General features: G+C 70.7%; 15 protein-coding genes. 6 read left to right on the forward strand and 9 right to left on the reverse strand.

Annotated elements, in window-relative coordinates; genetic code table 11:
* Window positions 1–196, reverse strand: a 196-nt coding sequence (locus ACWCSD_RS24475; RefSeq protein WP_449918134.1) for a MerR family DNA-binding transcriptional regulator, incomplete at its 3' end; no start/stop codon positions are given.
* Window positions 197–225: 29 nt separating this feature from the next.
* Between ACWCSD_RS24475 and ACWCSD_RS24480 the strand changes: the two genes are divergently transcribed.
* On the forward strand, window positions 226–981 hold the full coding sequence (locus tag ACWCSD_RS24480) for a MerR family transcriptional regulator (RefSeq protein WP_449918137.1): 756 nt from the start codon (window positions 226–228) through the stop codon (window positions 979–981).
* A gap of 72 nt (window positions 982–1053) precedes the next feature.
* Here ACWCSD_RS24480 and ACWCSD_RS24485 read toward each other — a convergent pair whose 3' ends face one another.
* On the reverse strand, window positions 1054–2094 hold the full coding sequence (locus ACWCSD_RS24485; protein ID WP_449918140.1) for a DUF4037 domain-containing protein: 1041 nt from the start codon (window positions 2092–2094) through the stop codon (window positions 1054–1056).
* 102 nt (window positions 2095–2196) lie between these two features.
* Here ACWCSD_RS24485 and ACWCSD_RS24490 point away from each other — a divergent pair, with 102 nt between their 5' ends.
* On the forward strand, window positions 2197–2793 hold the full coding sequence (locus ACWCSD_RS24490; RefSeq protein WP_397156686.1) for a dihydrofolate reductase family protein: 597 nt from the start codon (window positions 2197–2199) through the stop codon (window positions 2791–2793).
* 23 nt (window positions 2794–2816) lie between these two features.
* Here the strand turns inward: ACWCSD_RS24490 and ACWCSD_RS24495 are convergent, their stop codons facing one another.
* Window positions 2817–3602, reverse strand: coding sequence for a GNAT family N-acetyltransferase (locus ACWCSD_RS24495; protein ID WP_397156684.1), 786 nt, complete (start codon window positions 3600–3602; stop codon window positions 2817–2819).
* Window positions 3599–5029 (reverse strand): adenylosuccinate lyase, encoded by a 1431-nt coding sequence (gene purB, locus ACWCSD_RS24500; protein ID WP_449918145.1) that lies wholly within the window; start codon window positions 5027–5029, stop codon window positions 3599–3601. Before purB ends, ACWCSD_RS24495 begins: the two co-directional genes overlap by 4 nt.
* 194 nt (window positions 5030–5223) lie before the next feature.
* Between purB and ACWCSD_RS24505 the strand changes: the two genes are divergently transcribed.
* A complete protein-coding gene (locus tag ACWCSD_RS24505) occupies window positions 5224–5418 on the forward strand; it encodes a CsbD family protein (protein ID WP_352350685.1) in 195 nt (64 codons plus the stop codon).
* Between the two features lie 132 nt (window positions 5419–5550).
* Here ACWCSD_RS24505 and ACWCSD_RS24510 read toward each other — a convergent pair whose 3' ends face one another.
* Both ACWCSD_RS24510 and ACWCSD_RS24515 read right to left on the reverse strand, forming a co-directional pair.
* Window positions 5551–5925 (reverse strand): hypothetical protein, encoded by a 375-nt coding sequence (locus tag ACWCSD_RS24510; RefSeq protein WP_358286657.1) that lies wholly within the window; start codon window positions 5923–5925, stop codon window positions 5551–5553.
* Window positions 5926–6296: 371 nt separating this feature from the next.
* A complete protein-coding gene (locus tag ACWCSD_RS24515; RefSeq protein ID WP_449918148.1) occupies window positions 6297–12068 on the reverse strand; it encodes a LamG-like jellyroll fold domain-containing protein in 5772 nt (1923 codons plus the stop codon).
* A gap of 449 nt (window positions 12069–12517) precedes the next feature.
* Between ACWCSD_RS24515 and ACWCSD_RS24520 the strand changes: the two genes are divergently transcribed.
* Window positions 12518–12895, forward strand: a complete 378-nt coding sequence (locus ACWCSD_RS24520) for a hypothetical protein (protein WP_449918150.1) — start codon at window positions 12518–12520, stop codon at window positions 12893–12895.
* Between the two features lie 113 nt (window positions 12896–13008).
* Here ACWCSD_RS24520 and ACWCSD_RS24525 read toward each other — a convergent pair whose 3' ends face one another.
* Window positions 13009–16254, reverse strand: coding sequence for an efflux RND transporter permease subunit (locus ACWCSD_RS24525; protein ID WP_449918153.1), 3246 nt, complete (start codon window positions 16252–16254; stop codon window positions 13009–13011).
* 97 nt (window positions 16255–16351) lie between these two features.
* Between ACWCSD_RS24525 and ACWCSD_RS24530 the strand changes: the two genes are divergently transcribed.
* Window positions 16352–16804, forward strand: coding sequence for a MarR family winged helix-turn-helix transcriptional regulator (locus ACWCSD_RS24530; RefSeq protein WP_387675313.1), 453 nt, complete (start codon window positions 16352–16354; stop codon window positions 16802–16804).
* 72 nt (window positions 16805–16876) lie between these two features.
* Here the strand turns inward: ACWCSD_RS24530 and ACWCSD_RS24535 are convergent, their stop codons facing one another.
* Window positions 16877–19174, reverse strand: coding sequence for a HelD family protein (locus tag ACWCSD_RS24535; RefSeq protein ID WP_397156674.1), 2298 nt, complete (start codon window positions 19172–19174; stop codon window positions 16877–16879).
* 139 nt (window positions 19175–19313) lie between these two features.
* Here ACWCSD_RS24535 and ACWCSD_RS24540 point away from each other — a divergent pair, with 139 nt between their 5' ends.
* The gene (locus tag ACWCSD_RS24540) at window positions 19314–20075 is read left to right on the forward strand and encodes an SDR family NAD(P)-dependent oxidoreductase (protein WP_397156672.1); all 762 of its coding nucleotides are present in this window, start codon (window positions 19314–19316) and stop codon (window positions 20073–20075) included.
* 51 nt (window positions 20076–20126) lie between these two features.
* Here the strand turns inward: ACWCSD_RS24540 and ACWCSD_RS24545 are convergent, their stop codons facing one another.
* The gene (locus tag ACWCSD_RS24545) at window positions 20127–20231 is read right to left on the reverse strand and encodes a CGNR zinc finger domain-containing protein (RefSeq protein ID WP_449918158.1); all 105 of its coding nucleotides are present in this window, start codon (window positions 20229–20231) and stop codon (window positions 20127–20129) included.
* Window positions 20232–20242: the final 11 nt, after the last annotated feature.

The following is a 20242-nucleotide window of genomic DNA, read 5'->3' on the forward strand; positions in this document are numbered from 1 at the left end:
GCGGGGGCGCCGAGGGCGAGGGCGACGTCCTGGGCGGCGTAGAACCGCGGGTCCAGGACGTCGAGTGGTAACCCGTCACCTCATCCACATACGCCGGACGCAACAACCCCAACTCGTCGTAATGCCGCAACTGCTTCACACTCAACCGACCAAGCCGCGCAAACTGCCCAATCGGCAGCAAATCCTCATCCACCACCACACCCACCCTCACGTAACGTCAGACCCATGACCCTGTCCATCGGCCAAGTCGCCAAACTGGCCGGCATCACCGTACGAACCCTCCACCACTACGACGAAATCGCCCTCCTCACCCCCAGCCAACGCACCACCGCCGGCTACCGCCGCTACACCGACGACGACCTCCTCCGCCTCCAGCAAATCCTCCTCTACCGCGAACTCGGCTTCCCCCTCGAACAGATCACCGACATCCTCGACCACCCCCACACCGACCACCTCACCCACCTCCACCGCCAACACCAACTCCTCACCCGCAAAGCCCAACGCCTCCACCAGGTCATCACCAACGTCGAACGCGCCATCCAAGCCCACACCCACCACCTCCCCCTCACCCCCGAAGAACGCTTCGACGTCTTCGGCCACTTCACCCCCGAAGACCACCACGCCGAAGTCCAACGCCGCTGGGGCCACACCGACGCCTACACAGAAAGCCACCGCCGCGCCGCCGCCCACACCAAGACCGACTGGCTCCAGCTCACCGCCGAAGCCACCGCCATCGACGACGACATGCGCGCCGCCCACGCCGGCGGACTCGCCCCCGACCACCCCGACGTCATGGACATCGCAGAACGCCACCGCGCCCACATCACCCGCTGGTTCTACGACTGCACGCCCGAACTCCACCGCGGCCTCGGCGACCTGTACGCCACCGACCCCCGCTTCACCGCCACCTACGACGACCGCGCCCCCGGCCTGGCCGCGTACTACCGCCAGGCCATCCACGCCAACGCCCGCCGCGCCTGACCTGGCCGCGGGTTTTTTCTGGTCGGAAAAACTGGATCTTGTCCAGACCCAGCACCTTTACAATGTAGATTTCTAAGCCGGGAGGTCCAGCGCGGCCGCCGTCAGTGCGCGCGCCCGGCGGGGCGAGGTCAACAGCTCCACCGTGTCCGACAACTGGTCCACGCACCCCGCCACCGGCAGCCCCCTGACCACCGGATCCGTCACCGACGCCATCAGCGACCGCGCGAACCGCTCCCCGCCGATCACCCGGAACGGCCGGTCGTGGAACCCCCGCACCCCCTCCTCCAGCCGCTCGGTCAGCGCCATGCGGTTCTGCAGAGCCGCCAGCCGTCCGTACGCCGCCGTCAGGCCCTCCTCCCGCTCGCGCCACGACCGCGCCGCCATCGCCGCCCCCAGCGCCTCGCCCAGCTCGGCCGAGCCCGGCAGCCGGGTCAGCGCGCTGCCCAGCCATTTGGGGTACGGCGGGTAGCGGCGCCGCAGCAGCAACGCCAGCCGCATCACCTCCCGCGCCAGCCGCGCCCCCACCACGGCCGACCCCAGCTCGTCCCCCACCTCCGCGCACCGCCCCGGGAACGGCTCCTCCTGGCCGATGCGCTGCCACTGGCAGGCCAGCACGTACCGCCACACGTCCTGCGGATACCAGCGCAACGCCTGCCGGGCCGCCTCCAGCCCCGCACCCGGCAACCCGTCGCAGAAGACCTCACCGCCCGTCACCTCGGCCAGCGTCTGCCACGGCACGGACAACCAGTCCAGCAGCGACACGCCCGCACGCGGATCGAACCCGAGCCGCCCGACCAGCCACTCCCCCAGCTCGGCGACCACGACCCCCGGCTGCCGCACCCCGTGGTACTCGAACACGGTGTCAAAACCCCCGAACCGGTCGGGCAGCCCCGCCGTCACCCGCTCCCGTACCGGCTCCACCTGACCGGCGGGCACGAACAGCAGGACCCGCGGCCCCCAGTCGTGGTCGGCCGAGCGGGCCGTGTCGAAGGCGAGCACCTCAGAGCCCGGGCCGATCAGTGCGGCGCTGTGCCGCACCCCGGGAAGCAGCGGCGCGACGACTTCGCCGTAGAAGGCACGAGAAAGCTCAATACCAGGCACAAAGTTGGACATCACGCCGTCAACTCTGCACGAGCACCGCCCGAACCTCACCCGGTTTTCCCAGCGCCGATGACAGCGTGGTGACCGACCGGACACGCCAGGGGGAGGGACCCGTTGAGCAAGGTCGTCGCCGACATCTCGGTATCGCTGGACGGCTACGTCACCGGCCCCGACCCCGGCCTCGAACACGGCCTCGGCACCGGCGGCGAACTGCTGCACGCCTGGACCCGCCAGCCCACCGACGTCGACGCGCGCGTCCTGGGCGGCGCGGTCCGCGCCACCGGCGCCGTCATCATGGGACGGCGCACCTTCGACGTGGTCGACGGCCCCTACGGGTGGGGCGACCCGCTCGGTTACGGCGTGGCCCGCGAGCAGGCGCGGGCCACGCCCGTGTTCGTCGTCACCCACGTCCCGCCCTCAGCGGTACGCCGGCCCGAACTGTTCACCTTCGTCACCGACGGCCCGGCCGCGGCCGTCGAGCACGCCCGCACCGTGGCCGGGGACGGCGACATCGTCTTCATGGGCGGCGCCGACCTGATCGGCCAGGCCACCGACGAAGGGCTGCTCGACGAGCTGCGCCTGCACCTGGTGCCGCTGCTGCTCGGCGCGGGCACCCGCCTGTTCGCCCAGGTGCGCCCGCGCCAGTGGGAGCCGGTCGAGACGCACTTCTCCCCCCTGGCCACCCACCTGACCTACCGCGCCATCACCTGACCCGCCGCCTTCCAGCGGGGGGTTCAGCCGGCGACGTGGCAGGCCAGCACCAGGCGCCGGCGGTAGCCGATCCGCTCGTACACCTTGATCGCCGCGGCGTTGACGTCGTCCACCATCAGCGCCGCGCGGCCGTGCGTGGCCACGAGCTGGGACGACATCCAGCCGCACACCCGCTCGGCCAGCCCCCGCCCGCGGAAGCGGGCGGCCGTGGCGACCCCGGCCAGCAACCCCACCGACGGCGCCGACCACGCGTCGGCCGCCACCGCCGCCAGCTCGCGCCCCACCCGCACACCCGCCCAGCGCCGCACCCCGGCCGCGCCCGGCACCGCGTACGACGAGGGGGCGTCCCCGGCCAGCAGCGCCGTGATCTCCTGCTCGGCGTCGCCGTCCAGCCAGCCGACCACCGGCGGCGGGCCGGCGTCCAGGGGTGCGGCGTCCAGGGGCGGCGCGCCGGCCTGGCCGGTGCGGGCGCGGGGCGGCCCCTGCAGGCTCATCCAGGAGAACGCGCCGCTCTCCCGCACGCCCTCCAGCCTCGCCGCCACCCGCCGCATCAGCTCCCGCTCGCCCAGCGGCCGGTAGGTGGGCCCCAGCTCGGCCAGCGCGTGCCGGACCAGCTCGGCCGCGTCGTCCGGGTCGCCCCACACCGCCAGCCGGTCGTGCCGGGCGATGCCCGGGGCGGCGGCCACCACCGCCTGCCGTAACGCCCAGGCGCGGGCCTGGCCGCGCAGGTCCTGGGCCGTCCACACGACCAGGTCGTCGTCGCCGCACGCGGCGCGCAGCGCGCCCGGGTCGCCGAGCCGGTGGATCACAAGATCTCGCCCGGCCGGTACGCGGCGGCCTGCGGGTGCTCGGCCACGGCCTGCCCCACCTGCCGCACCACCTCGGCCACCTGCGCGGCGGCCGCGCCGGTGAAGGAGACCCGGTCGGCCAGCAGCGCCTCCAGCTCGGCGCGGTCCAGCGGGAAACGCTCGTCGCCGCCCAGCAGGTCAAGCAGCTCGTTGGACGCGCCCCGCGACCGCATCGCCAGCGCCGCCGCCACCGCGTGCTCCTTGATCAGCTCGTGGGCCTGCTCGCGGCCCACGCCGGCGCGCACGGCGGCCATCAGCATCTTCGTCGTGCTCAGGAACGGCAGGTAGCGGCCCAGCTCTGCCGAGATCACCGCCGGGAACGCGCCGAACTCCTCCAGCACCGTCAGCATCGTCTCCACCAGCCCGTCGAAGGCGAAGAACGCGTCCGGCAGCGCGACCCGGCGCACCACCGAGCAGGACACGTCGCCCTCGTTCCACTGGTCGCCGGCCAGCTCGCCCACCATCGAGGCGTAGCCGCGCAGCACCACGGTCAGGCCGTTGACGCGTTCGCAGGAGCGGGTGTTCATCTTGTGGGGCATCGCCGAGGAGCCGACCTGCCCCTCCTTGAACCCCTCGGTGACCAGCTCGTGCCCGGCCATCAGCCGGATCGTCTTGGCCAGCGAGGACGGCGCGGCCGCCAGCTGCACCAGCGCCGAGACCACCTCGAAGTCCAGGGACCGCGGGTAGACCTGCCCGACGCTGGTCAGCCGCCGGGAGAACCCCAGGTGGGCGGTGACCTTCTCCTCCAGCTCGGCCAGCCTGTCCTGCCGGCCGCCCAGCAGGTCGAGCATGTCCTGGGAGGTGCCGACCGGGCCCTTGACGCCGCGCAGCGGGTAGCGGCCGATCAGCTCCTCCAGCCGGTGGTAGCCGGCCAGCAGCTCGTCGGCGGCCGAGGCGAACCGCTTGCCCAGCGTCGTCGCCTGCGCCGCCACGTTGTGCGACCGCCCGGCCATGACGGTGGCGGTGTGCTCCTCGGCCAGGGAGGCCAGGCGGGCCAGCAGCGCCACGACACGGTCGCGGACCAGCAGCAGGCTGTCGCGGATCTGCAGCTGCTCGACGTTCTCGGTCAGGTCGCGCGAGGTCATGCCCTTGTGCACCTGCTCGTGCCCGGCCAGCGCGTTGAACTCCTCGATGCGCGCCTTGACGTCGTGGCGGGTGACGCGCTCGCGCGCCGCGATCGAGTCCAGGTCGACCTGCTCGACCACCTTCTCGTAGTCGGCGACCGCGCCCTCGGGCACCGCCACCCCGAGCTCGGCCTGCGCCCGCAGCACCGCCAGCCACAACCGCCGCTCAGCGATGATCTTGTACTCGGGAGACCACAGGCGGGCCAGCCCGGGTGAGGCGTAGCGGGCGGCCAGGACATTCGGGATGCGCGGCTTGGAAGTCACGTTGGACAAGTCTATTCACACCCCGTCACCCCCACCGCATCCAGCCCGCACAGGCTGCCCGGCGGCCGCGTCCGCCCTCACGCAGGGGCGCTGACCAGCGCCGTCACGCGCCCGGCCGGACGCGGGCCATGTTTCCGCCCGCCCTGGCCGGTAAGTACAGGAAGTCGCGAGGACCCGACCAGAAAGGCATGAACATGAGCACCGACGACAAGATCCGCAACAAGGCCCAGGAGCTCAAGGGACGCGCCAAGGAGAACATCGGCGACGCCACCGACAACGAGAGCCTCCAGGCCGAAGGCCGCGCCGACCAGACCGAAGGCGGCCTGAAGCAGGCGGGCGAGAAGGTCAAGGACGCCGGCAAGAAGGTCAAGGACGCCTTCAAGAAGTGACCGGCGCGGCCTTGGGGGGCGGCGCGGCGGGTCGTACCGACCTCGCACCGCACCGCCTCCCCCGCTTCCCGGTCACCGGCCCCCGCTACCGGGCCGGCCGGACCGTCGTCGGAAGCGCGGGCCCCGCGTCGGCTAGCTGTTGCACTCCCGGGACAGGACCTTGCCGGTCTTGGCGTCCGTGCAGGTCTTGCACGTACGGTCCGGGCTCCCCGTGATCGGCTCCTTGGTGGTCTTGCACTCGCGCTCGGTCGACTGCTCCGGCTGCTTGGTCTTCTGCTCGCAGTACTGCTTCTTGTACCCGCCGCCCTTCTTGTCGCGGCAGTAGTAGCACCGCTTGTTGCCTTCCTCCAGGTATTTGCACTTGGGCGCGTTCCCGGCGGCGCCGCCCGCGGCACAGTCGGCAAGCGCGGCCGACGTGGCGGGCGTGGCGGTGGTGGCGTGGACTTTCTCCCCCAGCGCCTGCGAGGCCATCGAAGGGGCGAGGGCGGCAGCGACAAGGGCGCTCACAGCGCATGCTTCCTTGAACACGTTTCCTCCCACAGGACATCTTCCTCTGGCCCCTCCATCGTGACCCGCCATTACCGGCAACCGTCAAGGCGTCCGCGCGGAATTTATTTTCCGGCCTCGAACGCATTTCTCCGCCCGAAACACCCGGCCGCCCGCTCATTACACCGCCGAGCCTGACGCCGAAAGCACTCTTTACTTTGTCCTCCTTCTCTTTGTCCGCTCCCGGCCGCGCGGCTCGTCGTTGTTTCCACGGCAGAGATGAGCATTGCTCACCATGACCGGCGGGGCCGGGCTCGGCCGAAAAAGACGTGGGGCCTCCGCGTTCAGCCGGAGGCCCCACGTCAGCATGACCCGGAGTCGATCATCGACTGTCAGGTGCTGCCATATCGAGTTCCCTTATAGTAGTTCAGCCACCAGCTGTAGTACTGGTTCGACTGCCACGGTATGCATCGCGCCTGACGCGCCTTGACGTGATAGCAGAATGTCACCTCCGCCTTGAAGCCGTGCCGGTACGCGTCGATCGAGCAGTACTTCAGCAGAGTGTTGAAGCACTCCGACTTCGGTCGCTGCCGGTTCCACAGCGGCTGAAGCTCGAAGTCGTCCTTCGGGTTCGGGCTGGACGGCTTGGTCGGCCCGGTGGCCTCGTACGACTTGCAGGTGACCTCCCTGGAGCTGGTGTGGGTGGTCGTCACGCCCCCGCTCGGCGCAAGCTCGCCGTCGACTTCGATGGCAGTGCCGAACTCGTTGTCGTACTTGGTGTTCATGAAGCACGCTTCGCCCATGCTCTTGAGGACGAGGTTGTTCCTGATGTATTTGGCTTCCGCGGTGTTCGCCTTCTTCTCCATCGGCCATACCCGGACGTAGTTGACGAACGTTCCGCGATCGGAGGCGGGGAAGTTGTTGTCGTGGGCGAAATCCCAGACGTCTCTGGTGGGCCCGTGCTCAACGCCGTAGTTCCCGAACCAGTATGAGTGGGCATCTACGGTGACACCCCACCCCTTGCGCTTCTTGCTGGTGCCGGTGTATTCGTTCGCTATCAATGTCTCCGATACTTTGAATCCCGGCTTCTCGGCGTTCCAGCATCCATGGGGCGCGCCCTTGTTGAAGAAGCACTGCCCGACCAGTTTCTTGATGTCCGCATCGGGGTCCGAGTAGGGATCGTTGGGGTCGTTCGAGCATGCGGACTGCGTGCTGAGCCCCCGGGAAAGGGAGCCGGGAATGGAGCCGGGGCAGGCGCCGGGGTCCATGTGATCCGAGGAGTCCTCGAAGCATTCCAGAGGCTGCTCGATGATGGTCAGGCCGCCGCATCGGTCGAAGACGAACACCGAGACGGTGAACTCGCTCGGCTCGACCTGACCAGATGCGCCGGACCCGATCGAGCGGGTTGCCGCCGACCGGCTCGCGCCGGCCGTCTGGGTCTGCCAGGTTCGCTTCGTCTCGACGGAAACGCGGACCGTACCGTTGTCCCCGGCCGCTACGACCGCGTTGCCGAGGGTCACGGCAGAACTCGCACGCGACTCACCCAGTGCCTGCGCTTCCGCGCGCTGGTCCAGGAGAAGGCTGTTCAGCAGCGAGAGCTGAGCGGTGATCGAAGCGGTCGGCACGACCCCGGGCGCGTCCCAGATGGTGGCGGCACGCCCCTCCAGCACCGCGTCTTGCGCGTCGTAGTAGGACTTGACGCGAGCGATGTACTCCTGAGCCCCCGAATCACCGGCCGCCTGGGCGCCGACCGCTCTGCTGCCCTGTTCCAGGACGCACGTGTCCCTGCCCGTGGGGGGTGGAGGCACCGCCTTGGGCGTGACTGAGGCACTCTCCCAATCACCGGTCCCCAGAGCGGTCTTGGCACGCACCTTCACCGTGTAGACCGAACCGTTCGTCAGACCGGTGATCGCAGCGTACGGGTCCTTGACGTCGAGGGTCTTGACGACGGCGCCACCGTTGTCGGTCACCTCGACGTCGTAACCGTCGAGCATGGCCACACTGCCGTTGGTTTCGGGCAGCCCCCAGCTCGCGACAGCGCCGCCGTCCCCCGCCTGGGTGGCGAGGTTGAGCACCTTGCTCGGCGGTCCAGCCGGCAGATAGGTGAGAGCCAGGGACGGCTGCTCAGACGCTGTCGTCTCGCCGAAGGTGATCACCTCGTCCCTGTCGGAGGTGAGCAGGAGCCACTGGTACTCGCTGCCCGCGATGTCAGCCTCTGGAGCGGACAAGGGCAGGGAGTCGGGGGTGCCGGTCGTATCGGCGTCGCCGGGAAGATCTGACCCTCTGCTGCTTCCGGTGACCGGGCTCTTCAACGGCGTCGCGGTGATGACCGCATCGGCCGGGCAAGTCCCTCCTGCACAGGTAGGAGCCCCGAGTTTGAGCAGGCCCTCGGACACGCCGGCCCCGTCGGGCAGTTCGTCCAGCTTGAATCCGATGGCAGCGGCCGTCTTGTCGATGCCGGTGCCGCCGACCCGGATCACCGTGTCGTCGGTCACCGTGCAGGGCGCGCCGCCACAGGCGGTCGGGTCGGTCTTGGCGGACTTGATGACGAAGTTGTCCTTGCCCAGGGTCAGGTGCCGCACGTCCTCCACCGGGGGCGGCGGGGGCGTGCCCGGGGTGGTGAAGGAGACCGGGGCGGTCTTGGGGGTGCAGACCTCCTCAAGCATCGGGGTGGTCGGCGTGGTGGGGTCGGTCGGCGTGGTCGTCGGGGTGGGGGTGGGCGTCGGGGTCGGGGCCGCGCCGACCGGGGCCTGCATGTCCGCCTGGATCTCGGCGGCGCTCTGCGCGCGGTTGTAGATGCGCAGTTCGTCGATCGCGCCGCCGAAGTACTCGCCCCAGTTGGTGTTGGCGCCGATCTGCAGGGCGCCGCCGGAGTCCTCCAGAGCGCCGACGGCCTTCTGCGCGACCTGTTGCCCGTTGACGTACAGGCGGGCGGTGGTGCCGTCGTGGGTGACCGCCAGGTGGGACCAGGTGCCGGTGGAGAGCGCCGCCGTGCCGTCGACCTGCTGGTGGACGCCGCCGGAACGCAGCCAGCTGCTGGGGGCCGTGCCGTTGGAGGCGTACAGGCCGTAGCCGACGCCGCCCGTGTAGTCCTTGAAGGCGACGCTGCGCCAGCCGCTCACGCTGGTGGGGTTGACCCACGCGGACATGGTCATGCCCTGCGGCAGCACCAGGCCGGCGTTGTGCGGGACGGAGACCTTGCTGGACGTGCCGTTGAAGGACAGCGCCTTGCCGTACTTGCCGGTGGTCCAGGTCGTGTTCTGGGCGGTTCCGGTGTTGTTCTTGCCGGAGACGTCGCCGACGCTCGTGCCGGCGCCCTCGTTCATGCCGTAGGCCGCCACGAGCCCCTGGGGAAGCGGCGTCGGGGTCGGCGTCGGCGTGGGCGTGGGGGCCGGCGTGTCGCCCGGCGTCGTGGTGCCGCCCTGGCCGACGGCGCAGGCCACCATCTGCCACTTGTAGGTGGTGCCGGGCTGGACCGTGTTGGCCGGGATCTGGAAGGAGGCGCGTTCGCCGCCATTGACGTTCCGGGTCCCGAGCGGAGCCGACCCGACCGGGGTTCCGGCGTTGTCGTACAGGTAGTACTTGGCGGTCACCGGCCCGCCGGAGGGGCGGTTGACCATGCCGGACAGGATCGGCTGGACAGGGTCGGCCATGCCGGTCTCGGTGTCGGTGGGCAGCGTCGCCGCGTCGGAGGTGATGCGGTAGGCCGGGCTCTCGTTGCACGACGGCGGCGTCACCCCGGTCCGGCATGCCTTGACCACGAACTTGAAGCTGGCCGGATTGTCCAGCGAGAAGATCCTCTCGGGGGTCTGACCGGCGGGCACGCCGTTGTTCGTCGTCGTGCCGGGAGCGGTGACCATCGTGCGCAGGTCGGCCGGCGACAGCACCCGCTGGTAGGCGTGGACGTCGTCGATCGCGCCGGTGAAGGGCGTGTGACTGCCGGCGATCTGCCCCTTGCCGAACTGGAAGGCGCCGCGGGCGTTCCAGTTCGCGGTGTGATCGCGTTCGTCGGCCAGCTCCCCGTCGACGAACAGGCGGATCTTGTGAGCGGTCTGGTCGTACTGGACGGCCACATGGCTCCATCGGCCGACCCGGGCGATGTTCTTGGAGACCGCCCACTGTTCGTAGATCCGATCGGGGATGTCCTGGGTGACCATGGTGAGCACCCACCGCTGATCGACCTCGGGCACCGTGGAGCGGGCGTAGGCCAGGGTGAAGGCGGGCTGGTTGACGCCCTGCTGGGAGAAGACCACCTGGTCCTCGGCGCTGTCCTCCAGCCTGACCCAGGCCGTCACCGTGTAGCTCTGATCGGTGTTGAGCACCGGCCCGGCGGTGGCGCCGGTTCCGCCCGACAGCTTGAGAGCCTGGCCCACCTGCCCCGGGACGCGGCTGTAGTTGCCGGTCAGGGTGGCGTTCAGGTTGTGGCCGGAGGCGTCGGCCGCGCCGGCTCCGGACGTCTCGTCCAGCTTCCAGTAGGCGGCCTCGCCGGTGGGAAGCTGCGCGGGGGGCGGGGCCATGGTGGAGTCGTTGACGCTGACGGTGTAGTCGAGCGGGGTGGCCTCGGGCACGCCGGACTTGTAGGTGACCTTCACCGCCGTGGAGCGGGCGATGGCGTCATTGCCGCTCAACGAGTCGATGGACTCGGCGGCCACGGTCGGGATCTCCGGCGGCAGCACCCAGTCCACGCTCAGCTTGGGCACGTTCTGGTTGAACATCTGCGCCCAGAAGTCGAAGTTCTCGCTGGCGTTGGAGGGGGGCGTGGTCTCGGTGCCCAGTTGCAGCATCAGCCCGTGGTTGGGGGTGCCGCCGGCCCAGGCCTGAGCCATCGCGGTCAGATCCCAGCTCCACACCGCCCCGGCGGTCTGCGGCTGGATGCACGGATTGATCGAGGCGCGTCCGTCGGGGGTGGTGGCGGGCTGCCTGCTCCAGAACGTGTCGTCGGCCACCCAGGCTTCGGTGATCCGGTGCGCGAAGATCGACTGGTAGTTGACCAGGCAGGAGCTGGCGTTGGCCCGCAGGGTCAGCTGCATGGTGGCCTTGAGCACGTTCCGGTTGGCGATCGACGTGGTGTCGAAGGCCATCAGCGCCCGCAGCGTCTCCGGCCTGTCGGCGCAGGTCTGGTTGGGCCACGTTCCGGTGCAGTACCGGTAGTTCTGGCGGCCGACCCTGCCCGGGGAGATCTGGGAGTTGGGCGACATGATCCCCACCTCTTGGGTGACGCCCAGAGTGGTGGTGGGATCAACGGTCACCGGGTACCGGGTGGCCGGGTCGGCCAGCCAGGCCGGGTCCGGCTTCAGCACCAGGACGGTCCGGCCGTCCTTGGTCTCCACGCTCGTCCTGACCTTGGCCTCGCGGCCCGGCCGGCCGTCGGCGGTGTCGGCCGCGGCGGCGTCCCACATCCGGGGCGCCGGAGCCGACAGGGCGGTCTTGCCCTTGCTGTTCTTCAGCGCCAGCCCGCCTCCCTTCGACATCGAGAGCGTCAAGCCGTCGGTCTCCACCGGCAGCCGGAACTCCACCGGCTTCGTGGGCCGCTCGCGCAGGACGACGTCGTGCCGGAACCCGGTGGGCAGGGCCGTGGCCACGAGATCGGCACCGGGCCCGGCGGCGTCGGCGTACCGGGCCTTGTCGCCGGTGATCTCCGGGCGTGGCAGCGGCGCACCCCAGGACAGGGCGACCCGCTGTTTCCCGTCACGTGCCAGTGAGGCGAACGGGCCGTCGCCCCCCAGCGAGAAGCTCGCGTCGGCCTTGGCCAGCTTCGGCCTCAGCACGCCGTCCCGCTCCACCAGACTCGTGTCGATCCGGCTCCAGCCGCCATCGGCCTGTTTGAGCTGCACCGGCCCGTCGTAGGCCTGGGTGGTCAGGTGCCCGTCGGGATAGGCCCACACGCGGGCGGACTCGGTGAAGGCCGCCTCCACCGGCACCGGCTGCCCGGTCTTGCGCGCCTGGGCCACCGCCGCCCGCAGCGGCGCGTCCGGGTCCTCCGGCTTGGGGAAGGTCGTCATCGACGGAGGAGCGGGGGTCGCGGTCGGAGCCGGTTCGGGATCGGCCGACGCCACCGTGGCGCCGGCCACCAGCAGCGACGCCGCCACCGTGAGCGTCGCGGCGACGGCGAGGCGCCTGGGCGGCTTCCCGCTCACCATTGCCGCGCTGACTAACTTGTTCACTGACACTCACAATCTGTGCCGAGTTGGATTAGCGAACAAGATTTACCTACGGTCAAGATCGCCGGGCAACAAGATCAGGGATCACAATAAGGTAAACATAAAATCTGTAACGGCCGCCTTCTCCGGCACGATGTACCTGGCCGAATTACTGGTAATTGCCATTCTCACAACACGCGGAGTGGCAAGGCGATCACGCCTGCAAAACCGGCCCTCCACGGCACACTGTGGTGCCCGCGTCCCCCATGACCACCACAGCCCGGCCCGCTGTGGACCACATGAACACGTTGCCGCCCGCCGACCGCAGAAATTACATATGAAGCACCTGGCCCCGCGCCAGAAACACCGAATTCCCGCAACGAAAGGAACGACGCATGCCCCATGCCGACGGAACACACCGCGACCGCCGCAATCTCCTCCGCCGGGCGGCAGCAGTACTCAGCACGCTCCTGATGAGCGCCTGTCTCGTGGCCGGCGCCACGACCCCCGCGCACGCCGCCGGCGGCTGCGCCGACAGGTCGCAGAACGGCTGGACCATCCGGCTCTGCGCCAGCAAGAACGGGCTCGACCTGATCTCCGACATGTACGTCATCGCCAAGGGACAGACCCGCAACGGCTGCAGAGGCGAAGGCCACGCCACCTCATCCGGCCAGCCGATGGGATACCTCGACCTCACCGGCTGCGCCAACATCGCCGTCAACGCCCACTACGTCATCGCCTCGCAATGGGCGGTCGGCGGCGCGCAGGTCACAACCCGCGCGGTCATCTTCGAGAGCCTCTACCCCTTCCGCACCCTGTTCGACCAGAGCGCCTCCTTCACCGACGTCTGACGGCCCCACCCCGAACGGCCGGATGCCCGGTGCGAGGTGAGAGACCTCGAACCGGGCATCCACGACCCCACCCGGCCCCGGCGCCGCATGAGGTCGGCGCCGGGGTGCTCCGCTCACGACGTCGGCGTGAGGACCTTGGCCTCGTGCTTGGGCGCGGACGGCTTGCGCCCCATCCGCTCCTTCACCCGCTCCACCACCGTGTACAACGTCGGAACCAGCACCAGCGTCAGAAGCGTCGAGGACACCAGGCCGCCGATCACCACGATCGCCAGCGGCTGCGAGATGAACCCGCCCGACCCGGTCACCCCCAGCGCCATCGGCGTCAGCGCGCAGATCGTGGCCACCGCCGTCATCAGGATCGGCCGCAACCTGCGCCGGCCGCCCTCGATCACCGCCTCGACCACGCCCAGCCCCTGATCCCGGTACTGGTTGATCAGGTCGATCAGCACGATCGCGTTCGTCACCACGATGCCGATCAGCATCAGCATGCCGATCAACGCCGGCACGCCCATCGCCGTGTCGGTCGCCACCAGCAGACCCACCGCGCCGGTCGCCGCGAACGGGATCGACACCAGCAGGATCAGCGGCTGGACGAAGCTCCGGAACGTCGCCACCATGATCATGAACACGATCGCGATCGCCGCCAGCATCGCCATGCCCAGGTCGGAGAACGCGTCCGCCTGGTCGGCCGAGGCGCCGCCGATCTCGTACCGGGCGCCGGCGCCCAGCGCCACCGACTTCATCTTCGTCGTCAGCTCCTGGGTGACCGTGCCCAGATCCGACGCCTCCACCTTGCCCGACACCGTCGCAGAACGCTCACCGTCGATCCTGGTCACCTGCGTCGGACCGGCCACCTGCTCCACCTTGGCCACCGACGACAACTTCACCAGCCCCGCCGCCGTCGGCAGCTTCAGGTCCTCGATCGCCTTGACGTCCTCGGGCGCATCGCCCCCGCGCAGCACCAGGTCGCTGCTGCGGCCGTCCAGGGTGATCTGGCCCAGCGGCGCGCCGCGGAACGCCTGCGCCACCGCCTGGCCGACCTGACCCTCCGACAGCCCCTTGGCCGCCGCCTTCTCCCGGTCCACCGCGACCTCGATGCGCGGCGCGCTGGCCTCCAGGTTCGACGACAGGTCACGCAGACCCTTCACCTGGCCCATCGCACCCTTGACCGCCTCGGTCGCCGTGCGCAGCGACTCGGCGTCGGGCGCCTGCACGATCACGCTCACCGTGTCGGAGGAGAACCCGCCCCCGCCGGCGCCGCCGACCGTCACCTCACCGACCCCGGACAGACCCGTGATCTTCTCTCGGAGCTGCTGCTCCACCGTCGCCGGCTCGGCGCCGTCCTTGACCGTCACCGAGAACGACGCCCGGTCCGCGCCACCGCCCACGCCGCCCTGCATGGCGTTGCCGCCACCCACGTTGACCTGGTACGTCTCCACACCGGCCAGCCCCGAAAGCACGCCCTCGACCTTCTTGGCCGCCTTGTCCGTCGTGGCCAGATCGGTGCCCACCGGCATCTTCTGCGTCAGCGAGATCGTGTTCTGCCCGGAGGAGTCCAGGAAGTTCGTCCGCAGACCGCCCGCCAGGCCCATCGTCCCGACGAACACCGCCACCCCGATCAGCACCGTCACCAGCTTGAACCGCGTGGCGAACCGCAGCACCGGCAGGTACGCCCTCTGCAACGGGCTGCGCAGCTCCTTGGCCTCGGCCTCCTCACGCTGGGCCCGCGCCTGCTCCGGCGACAACGACGGCGCCTTGAGGAACCAGTACGCCAGCACCGGCACCACCGTCAGCGACACCACCAGCGAGGCCAGCAACGCCACCGCCACCGTCACCGCGAACGGCCGGAACAGCTCACCGACCATGCCGCCCACGATCGCGATCGGCGCGAACACCGCCACCGTCGTCAGCGTCGAGGCCGTCACCGCCCCCGAGACCTCCCGCACCGCGGTCAGGATCGCCTGCAGCTTGGCCTCGCCGTAACCCAGATGGCGCTTGATGTTCTCCAGCACCACGATCGAGTCGTCGACCACCCGGCCCACCGCGATCGTCAGCGCGCCCAGCGTCAGCATGTTGAGGGAGTAGTCACCCGCCCACAGCGCCAGCAGCGCGATCACCACCGACAGCGGGATCGACACCGCCGTCACCAGCGTCGAACGCACCGACAGCAGGAACACCAGGATGACCAGCACCGCGAACGCCAGCCCCAGCAGGCCCTCGGTGGTCAGGTTCTCGATCGACTCCTCCACGTACGGCGCCTGGTCGAACACAACCGACACCTGCGTGTCGGAGGAGTCGCCCAGCGACCGCGTCAGCTCCGGCAGCTTCTCGCGGATCTCGTGGGAGATCGTCACCGCGTTGCCGTCGGGCGTCATCGTCACCGACACGCCGAGGCTCGTCCTGCCGTCGGTACGGGTGATCGTCGAGGCGTCGGCCAGGCCGCGCCTGATCTCGGCCACGTCACCGAGCTTGACCGGCTTGAGCGGCTTGGGCCGCGCCACCTGCTGCGGCAGCGCCGCCCGGCCCGTCTGGGCCGGCTGCCCGGCCTGCGGACGGCCCTGCGCCTGCCCCGGCGTCTGGGCCGGGGACTGGGCCGGGGACTGGGCCTGCTGCTGGACGGGCTGCGCGGGGGTCAGGTAGAGGTTCTTCAGCTTCTCCAGCGAGTCGACCCGCGACCCCACCTGCACGGTCAGCGACCTGCCGTCGGAGGTCAGCGACCCGGCCGGGATCGGCGTGCCGTTCGCCTTGAGCACCTCGGGGATCTGCGCCGCCGACACCCCGGCCAGCGCCATCTTCTTGACGTCCGGCTCGATCGTGACGACCTCGTCACGAGTGCCGGTGACCGTCGCCTCGCGCACCCCCTCCACGCTCTGCAACTCCGGCACCATGATCCGGCGCAGCTTGTCGGCCATCGCCCGCTCGTCGCCGCCGTCGCCCACCGCCAGCACCAGCACCGGGATGTCGTCGGTGTTGCCCGCCACCACCTGCGGGTCGACGCCCTGCGGGAGCGTGATCCTGGCGACGGCCTGCTGCATCTTGTTCAGCGAGGCCTCGATGTCGGTGCCGTACTCGAAGGCCACCTGGATCTGGGCCATGCCCTCCTTCGACGTGGAGGTCATCTGCTCCATGCCGGGGATCCCCTGGAAGGAGTCCTCGATCGGCTTCGTCACCTGGTCTTCGACGATCTCCGGCGAGGCGCCGGGGAAGGGCGCGACGACGAACGCGCCCGGGAACGCCAACGACGGCAGGAGCTGCTGCTTCAACTGCGGAATCGTGAACGCGCCGAACGCGGTGATCACGACCGCCACCAAGATCACAAGACTGCGGTTGACCAGACTCAACCGGGCGAAAGCGGTCATAGGCTCCCCTCCAAAGTTCGCCCCAGACTAACACTTTGCCTTATACGAATATTTAGCCTGATCCAGCTTTCCTGATAACCTTCTCAGGAAGCGAGAGGTGAGCGTGAGCGACGACCGCGAAGACCTGATCCGCCGGATCACCGAGACACAGCGCGACCTGGGAAGACTGTTCACCCGGCAACAGTCCCCCCTGTTCAGCTCCAACCTCACCATCCGGCAGCTCCGCGTCGTCATGCAGCTGTCGACGCACGGCTCGGCCTCGGGCCAGGACCTCGCCCACACCCTCGGCGTCAGCCTCGCCACCGTCACCGGCATCGTCGACCGCCTGGTCGCCCAGGGCCTGGTCAGCCGGCACGAAGACCCCAACGACCGCCGGGTGCGCCGGGTCGAGCTCACCCCCGCCGGCGCCACCCTGATCGCCGAGATCAACGACGCGGGCCTCAGACACTACAAGCGCATCATGTCCCACCTCGACACCGAGACCCTGCGCGCCCTCGACCACGCCACCCGCCGCATCCGCGAAGTCGCGGACAAGCTCTACAACGAATGACCCGCCCGGGGCGCTCCCGATCGTTGCTGCTTTTTCGGGGAATTACGGGTGAACGCCACCAGGCCAGCGGCTTTACATTGTAGATCTCAAGCGGGACAACATCGACGGCAGCTCGCCCTCATGGGCCACCGTCAGCCGCCGCGTCGCCCGCGTCACCGCCACGTACAGGTCGTGGCCGCCCATCGGCGACTGCTCCAGGATCCCCGCCGGGTCGACCACCACCACCCCGTCGAACTCCAGGCCCTTGGCCTGCGTCACCGTCAGCACCACCACCGGCGCGTCCAGGTCCGCCGACCCCGGGAACAGGGCCGCCACCCGCGCGTGCAGCCCGTCGGGCGTGATGACCCCCAACCGGCCGCCCTCGCCCCGCGCGCCCAGCTCGGCCCGCTCCGCCGCCACCAGCGCCGGCAGCTCGGCCACCGCCGCCCGCACCGCGCGCGGCTCGTCGCCGCCGTCCCGCACCGACTCCGGCGGCTCCTGCCCCGGCGCCACCGCCGCCAGCACGTCGGCCGCCACCCGCATGATCTCCACCGGCGTGCGGTAGTTGACCAGCAGCCGCTCCTCCCGCCAGCGCCCCTCCAGGTACGGATCGAGCACCTGCGCCCACGAGCGCGCCCCCGCCGCCGACCCCGTCTGGGCCAGGTCGCCCACCACGGTCAGCGACCGCGCCGGGACCCGCCGCACCACCGTCCGCCAGGCCATCGGCGACAACTCCTGCGCCTCGTCCACGATCACGTGCCCGTACGCCCACGTGCGGTCGGCCGCCGCCCGCTCGGCCGTCGTCAGCCCCGCGCCGTCGTCGGCCTGCCGCTCGGCCAGCACGTCGGCCCGGTCGAAGACGCCCTCCTCCAGCAGGCCGGTGGTCTCCAGCACCTCGCGCGCGTACAACTCCTGCTCGGCCCACTCCTCCCCCGCCCGCCGCGCCGCCACCCGGTCGGCCGAGTCGTCGTGGCCCAGCAGCTCGGCCGCCTCGTCCAGCAGCGGCACGTCGCCGACCGTCCACGGCGACTCGCGGGGCCGCACCAGCGGCGTCCAGTCCAGGCCCGGCGGGCACACCGACCACAACGTGTCCGGCGCGGACAGCAGATCGGCGACCAGCTCCTGCGGCGTCAGCTCCGGCCACAGCTCGGCCACCGCGCGCCGCACCGGCTCCTCCCCCCACAGCCGCTCGGCCGCCAGCGCGATGTCCGTCTCGTCCAGGTCGCCCTCCAGGTCCAGCGGCTCGGCCAGCTCCGGGTCGTCGACCGCAAGCTCCTCCAGGCGCAGCGACTCCTCCAGCGCCCGCGCCTCCGCCCTGGCCAGCTCCTTCAGCAGCTCGGTGACGTACAGCTTGCGGGCCATGTTGTGCGGCAGGCGCACCGCCCGCGCCCGCTCGCGCAGCCGCACGCACACCGCGTGCGGCACACGCAGCCGCAGCCCGTCGAGCTCCACCTCCAGATCGCCCGCGGGCACCCGCTGCCGGTCGGCCACCGCCGCGGCCACCACCTCGGCCATCCGCAGGTCGCCCTTGACCACCGCGGCCGCCGGCGGATCGGCCGCCACCGCCCGCACCCCCGGGAACAGCTCGCCCACCGTGGCCATCACCACCTGCGTCTCCCCCAGCGCCGGCAGCACCTGCCCGATGTAGCGCAGGAACATCGGGTTGGGACCCACCACCAGCACCCCGCGCCGCTCCAGCGTGTCGCGGTGGGTGTAGAGCAGGTAGGCGGCCCGGTGCAGCGCCGCGACGGTCTTGCCGGTGCCCGGCCCGCCCTGCACCACCAGCGCCCCCTGCAGGCCCGCCCTGATCACCCGGTCCTGCTCGATCTGGATCGTGGCCACCACGTCGCCCATCCGGCCGGTACGGCCGCGCCGCAACGCCGCCAGCAGCGCCGCCTCGCCCACCAGCGTGCGCCGGTCGCCGTCGGACATGCCGTCCAGGTCGAACACCTCGTCGTCGATGCCGACCACCGTGCGGTCCTTCAGGTGCAGATGGCGGCGCCGCACCAGGCCGCCCGGGTCGGTGGCGGTGGCCACGTAGAACGGGCGCGCGGCCGGGGCCCGCCAGTCGATCAGCACCGACTCGTGGTCCTCGTCGCGCAGCCCGATCCGGCCGACGTACGTGCTGACGCCGCCGGAGTCGTCGATCCGGCCGAAGCACAGGCCGCGCTCGACCGCGTTGAGCTGGGCCAGCCGCCGCGCCTGCTCGGAGGCGGTCACCTCGCGCTCGACCCGCGCCTGCCGGGTGCCCAACGCGCCGCCGCCGGCGTACACCTGGCGCAGCGTCGCCTGCGCCCGCTCCCTGGCCGCGTCGAGCCTGGCGTACAGCCACCGGACCGTACGCTGCTCGCTGTCAAGGGCTTCCGCGAGACCATCTTGACGATTAGCCATTCCCTGCTATACTCCTTTACGGGAGCTCTGTGATGCCGCTTCTCGTATTGCCGAGCTCACGAGCCTAGCCCTCCTTCGCCGTTCCGGCAACCGACGCCGCCCGTCCGCGTTCCCGCGGCTGGTGCTAGCTTGAGCGGTCGTGTCGGACTATCTACGCGACCTGTTCTCCCTGCACGGCCGCCGCGCGCTCGTCACCGGCGGCAGCTCCGGCATCGGCCTGGCCATGGCCGAGGCGATCGGCCGGGCCGGAGCCGAGGTCGTCCTCGCCGCCCGCAGGCCCGCCGAGCTCGACCGGGCCGCCGAGCGGCTGCGCGCCCACGGCGTCACCACCTCCGCCGTCAGCGCCGACCTGCACGACCGGGACGACCTGGCCCGCCTGTGCGCCGCCGCCGGAGAGATCGACATCCTGGTCAACGCCGCCGGCAACAACATCCGCAAGCCCATGGCCGAGCTCACCCCCGGCGACTACGAGCAGACCATCGCCGTGCACCTGACCGCCCCGTACCTGCTCGGCCAGCATTTCGGCCCCCGCATGGCGGCCCGCGGCCGGGGCCGCATCATCAACGTCGGCTCCCAGCAGTCCATCAGCGCCTTCGGCAACAGCGGCGTGTACGGCGCGGCCAAGGCCGCCGTCGCCGGTCTCACCCGCTCGCAGGCCGAGGCGTGGTCGGCCCACGGCGTCTGCGTCAACACGATCATCCCCGGATTCGTGCTCACCCCGCTGACCGAGCCCGCCCAGGCCGTCCCCGGCCGCGTCGAGGAGCTCGCCGCCCGGCACATGACCGGCCGCAACGGCGTGCCCGGCGACTTCGCGGGCGCGGCGGTGTTCCTGGCGGGGGACGCCTCGGCGTTCGTCACCGGCCAGCTGCTCTTCGTCGACGGCGGCTTCTCCGTGCACTGACGGCGGCGGACGGCCCGGCCCGACGCCTTTACGTTGTAGATCAGGTGTAGATCAGGTGCGGCGGCGGGCGCGGTAGGCGCTGGCCTTGGCGCGGTTCTGGCACGACAGGCCGCAGAACCGGCGCGAGGCGTTGCGGGTGGCGTCGAAGAAGACCAGCTCGCACGCCG

The sequence above is a fragment of the Nonomuraea sp. NPDC001684 genome (assembly GCF_053596515.1).